This window comes from Bacillus sp. TH50 (assembly GCF_016650565.1).
In the GTDB taxonomy this organism is placed as follows: Bacteria; Bacillota; Bacilli; order Bacillales; family Bacillaceae_G; genus Bacillus_A; species Bacillus_A mycoides.
On sequence record NZ_JAEKFM010000005.1, the window covers coordinates 1 to 4,709 of the forward strand.

Sequence of the window (4,709 nt, forward strand, 5' to 3'; positions counted from 1 at the left end):
CTTTAAGACGAGTCAGAATGACTCGTCTTTTTTGTGTTTAATGAAATAAGCTTGTTATTAATGGCTTAAGAAATCCATTGATAACAAGCTTATTTGTTTAAAGGTAAGCGTATTTATATAAAATTGTTATTCATTATAGGCTTTAACAACGATAAGGAAATTCCAAATTAAAAAGCCCAACTTCTCCACAAATCAAAATAGAGAAATTGAGCTTTTCAGTTACTTCATTTATTTATTGAATTCATTAACTGAAAGAAGTATTCAGGTTTATGAGTCTTATTTAGGTTATACCATGAATGTAATGCATCTGGTGTAAATACATCTATTTTTTTCAGTACCTCCATTGCAAATTCCAGAGGAGCTATTCCTGATGCAGTAACTAAATTCGCATCAGATACCGCAGATCCCAACTCATAGAACTTTTCTCCTTTATAGTTAGGACATACCATTTTAGTATATTCTAAGTTATTACTTGTATGCTTTCTAGTATCTAAGTATCCCATATTCGCGAGGCCCTCAGTTGCACCACAAATTGCAGCAACAATAGTGCCAAGCTTTAAAGCTTGGCCAATTCTTTCCAAGATAGGTTGATGAATTTCTTCACTCCAAGTAGTCCCTCCTGGTAAAATTAAAAGATCTTTACTCTCAAGAGTACATTCATCAAGGGAAATATCTGGTTTTATGCTCAGTCCTCCCATAGTAGTAATCATTTCTTTATTAGCTCCTACTGTAATTACTTTTAAAGGTGCTAAATCTTTTTTGAAATATCTTCCTGAGTTTAGTTCAGCAATTAAATATCCATATTCCCAGTCCGACATTGTATTAAATACATATAGAAAAGCTTTTTTTGTTTGCATCCAATAACACTCCAATCACGATTGATATAGCTATTATAATATAACTTCCCTGACAGTTGATGTCAGGGAAGTTATCATACTTGATGAAATTTTATTAATTCCGACAGAACTTCAATAAGTCTTTTCTTAAGACTTATTGGCTCAATAACTTTAATAGATTTATTGTACGGTAAAAGTAAATAAGGTACATATGTATGTATCATATCTTTTTCAAGAAGAAAAACTGCTTGATTTGAAGTCCGTTCTTGTAAATAATGTCCTAAAAACCAATGTTGGCAAATATCAGCCAATACACTTTTATCCCCATTAATAACCAAAGAAATAATCCCTTCCTTATCTTCTATAGTTGGAAGAAGACTTTTTATAAAAAAGTCACGTGCTGAAAAATTTTCTGGCCGGTTAAACTTATTTTTGGTTAGCATTAGACTTTCAATTCGATCTACTCTAAAACTACGGATATCATTCCTAAGATGACAAAATCCAATCACATACCACTTATTATTCCAATAGATAATTCTGTACGGATCGACCAATCTATAATTTAATTGCTTTTCGCCACTTTTATGGTAAAGAATTTTTACTGAGTACCCGTCAGCTACGGCCTGTTCCAACTCCTTCAAAAAAGGTTCTATAGAGAGTGAACTTAATCGACTTATTACTTCAAGACTAGTTAAATGTTGGTTTATCTTTGTTTCCTGCTCTTGATTTGAGTATTTACTTAGTTTTGAAATGGCCCTATTTAGTGCTTCACCTCCATAATATCCGGCTTCTTCTGCAAAAACAGCAGCGTGAAATAGTGAAGTTTGCTCCTCAAAATCAAAAAAAAGAGGAGCCTCAATAAAATTGTTCAATAAAGTGTATCCACCGTTATGTCCTGGTTCTGAAATTATAGGTACGCCACTTGTTGAAATTGTATCAATATAACGATACACAGTCCTTATATTCATCTCTAACTTTTCTGAAATTTGTTTTGCAGTAATTTTTTCACCTGAACGAAGCATCCATAGAATTGCTAACATATTGTCAATTTTAGGCATATAATTCCACCTCTATATGAAATTTATTTTCTATTATATATTTCCGATTTTTGATATAACTCATCAACTGTTCCTTTCCGATAGCTTTCTATATAATGCGGCCCTAGACACATTTGTAATTTCACAAATTTGATTTACAGTCATATCTCCCTCTTTATAAAGCTTTACTGCATATTCATTCCTGCATGATTTTTATGGTACTTCTTTAACCGACCTTTAAACTTTCCTTCTTTCTTAGCCAGTTCAATTCCTTCACGCTGCCGCATACGGATAAGATCACGTTCTAATTGGTTTACACCCGCCATAACCGTAATTAAGAATTGGCTGTAGGGATTATCTTCTGATAAATCTAGCCATGTATCTTTTAAGGATTTTAAATTTGCCTTTTTATTCCGTGTGTTATCGATTAATTCAAATAAATCTTGTGTACTACGAGTAATCCGAGTTAAGTCCGTAACATAAATGATGTCACCTTCTTGTATATCCTCTAACATTTTTTGAAGTTGCTCACGATCTTTTGTTGCTCCGGAAACTTTTTCTTCAAAAATAATATCCATTCCGATTTCGTTCAGTTGCTGAAATTGCCTTGAAGGATTCTGGCTAGTTGAACTGACGCGTATATAACCGATTTTTCGCAAAATATCACTTCATTTTTGAGAAAAGTCTTATGAGACGCTCTTAACTATGATTTTATCAGTCTCCTAAACTCTATTGATATATAATTGAACTAATTAACTGAATAATTATAGAAATGAGATGATACTGTATGATAATGGCTTTAATTCGTGAATAGCAAAGAAGCTACCACATGTTAAATTGAAGTGAACCCGAATAGTGGTACATGAAAAAAGTTTGAAGAAAAAAATTCATTGTAACAGAATATTTGTTTCATTTATCCCGCTATTTGCGGGCAGTAAAACTCCCACCTCGAAATTCAGCTGGAGCAAAGAAGTTAGGTGGGAGCCCTGTTGCCTGTAAACGCCCGATTGGTGAAGGCTAATAATCAGTGGGGGATCAACAACCCCCACTGATTATTAGCCTTCACTTCATTTGTTTTAAGTAGTTATATGGTGAAAGTGGTGGAGTTAAAAAGATAATAGCGCGTGTTCTTTTTTTCTGAATCTGGCTTTTGAAGAGCGGCGATAATTTCAAAATATAGTTCTTGAAAATCTTATGTATTACTTTCGCATATAACATTTTGGATAAAGATGTGTGGATTAATGTTTAGACTCTATAATCTTTTTTATAGTTTGGATAGTTTGTTACACGAAATTCCAAAGAAAATTTTCGAGCGGGAAGATCAGTTATGAGTAGTAATATTGGAACTGCTCTTGTACATAGTGTTCAGCTTCTTTATAAGTTCTACTTGTTTCCTCTAGTAGTTGGATAAGAATCTTTTTTTTGTAGCCTTATAAATAAGATAACTAAAATATAGTTGGCCACTGGTTGCTATTTGAACAGCATATTTGTCTTTATTATCACGTTGATATAAATAAGTTGGAGGAAGAATGGGTTCATCGGGAATAAATGTAGGTAGTTATATACTCTATTTGTAATTTGGTTGGAAATAATGAAACTATATGCTTTGTTAGCGATGCTATTTGCTCTTCTAACGGAAAACTTATAGATATAGGATACAACTCTTTAAATTTTATAATTTTGTAGCTTTTATATAGAAGATAAGTGTAAGTGAAAAATTATAGTGTGATTACTTAAATGCAAGGAAGTAGTGATGTATAACAAGAGAATAGAACGTTTGTTCTTGAATGGTGTAATGGACATACTCAATCAATTGAGGCGCTTATTTTCTATTGGACATATGCGTTTAAAGAAGAGCTGCCATACTAGGTTCGGATTTCCAGTATAGCTTGTAACTTTACATGCTTTAGTGAAGTGGTTCTTCAGTAAAGTATATTTCAATTATTAATATTGGATTTATTGACACTCCCACTGCTAAAGGGGCAACCTGATTAACATCAGTGTGATTCTTGCTACCAAAGGCGAAGTCCATTTTTGGTATCGCTGACGTGCAAGATTGTATTGTGCCATCACGACTCTCACTATAGACCGTATAGGTTCGCGAGCTACGTTGCTATGACCGTTTTGCATGTTCATATGTTTTAGCGTCTTTTTCTAGTCTATAGTTGACGTGTATCAAAACAATAAGTGTTTTCTGTGAAAGTATCGTGAAATCTGTAAACGAACCAATTATTCTATCTCCAACTGGTTTTATGAAATAATCTACGAATGGTCCTTTACTCATCATAATTTTTAATATTAATTGAATCTAGTCTATAGTCGGTTCATTCTATTATGAATGGTTCAGGAGAGTGTGTGTACTGTTAGAAAGAGATATTGTAATTAAGATAAGGAAAGTAAATGAAGTTGCTAGAAAAGAATTTCTTGTGGAACCCAGTAATGTACGGGGGATAATCCTCTTGAAATAGAGAGGTTTGTTAGGGGAGATTAGTAGATAGAGGTAGACAATGATTGCTATTTAGTAAAATCTTTGTGGATTCTTATGTAACCTTTACTAATCGGTAATTTATGATCGTCAGGCTCACTACTAACTTCTTTGCTTCAGCCGAACTTTGAGGTGGGAGTCTTACTGTCCGCAAATAGCGGGATAAAATGGTGTGAACATATTAAATTAAATATCTTTATAAAAAGGTGTTGACGATTAGAGTATTGAGGTGTAATATAGGACAAGTCGCCGATAGCAACAACGCAGAAAGCGACAAAAGAAATAAAAAAACTTGGTTGACATTGAAATATGAAAATGTTAACATAAGGGAGTCGCAAATGAGCGGCAAAC

2 protein-coding genes and 1 pseudogene are annotated in these 4,709 nt (G+C 33.3%); all 3 read right to left on the bottom strand.

The features are described 5' to 3' along the window. Nucleotides 1-224: 224 nt before the first annotated feature. Nucleotides 225-857, bottom strand: coding sequence for a type 1 glutamine amidotransferase family protein (locus JFU23_RS17155; protein ID WP_002139367.1), 633 nt, complete (start codon nt 855-857; stop codon nt 225-227). 74 nt (nt 858-931) lie between these two features. After that, nucleotides 932-1,894 carry a helix-turn-helix transcriptional regulator gene (locus JFU23_RS17160; protein WP_201032354.1) on the bottom strand — a complete coding sequence of 321 codons (963 nt, stop codon included), beginning with the start codon at nt 1,892-1,894 and terminating at the stop codon, nt 932-934. Nucleotides 1,895-1,957: 63 nt separating this feature from the next. Continuing rightward, a pseudogene (locus tag JFU23_RS17165) lies at nt 1,958-2,532 on the bottom strand (recombinase family protein). Nucleotides 2,533-4,709 lie beyond the last annotated feature (2,177 nt).

Excerpts from the sequence above, each read along its gene's own strand:
- JFU23_RS17155 (WP_002139367.1), bottom strand. The coding sequence starts at position 857 with ATGCAAACAAAAAAAGCTTTTCTATATGTATTTAATACAATGTCGGAC.
- JFU23_RS17160 (WP_201032354.1), bottom strand. The coding sequence starts at position 1,894 with ATGCCTAAAATTGACAATATGTTAGCAATTCTATGGATGCTTCGTTCA.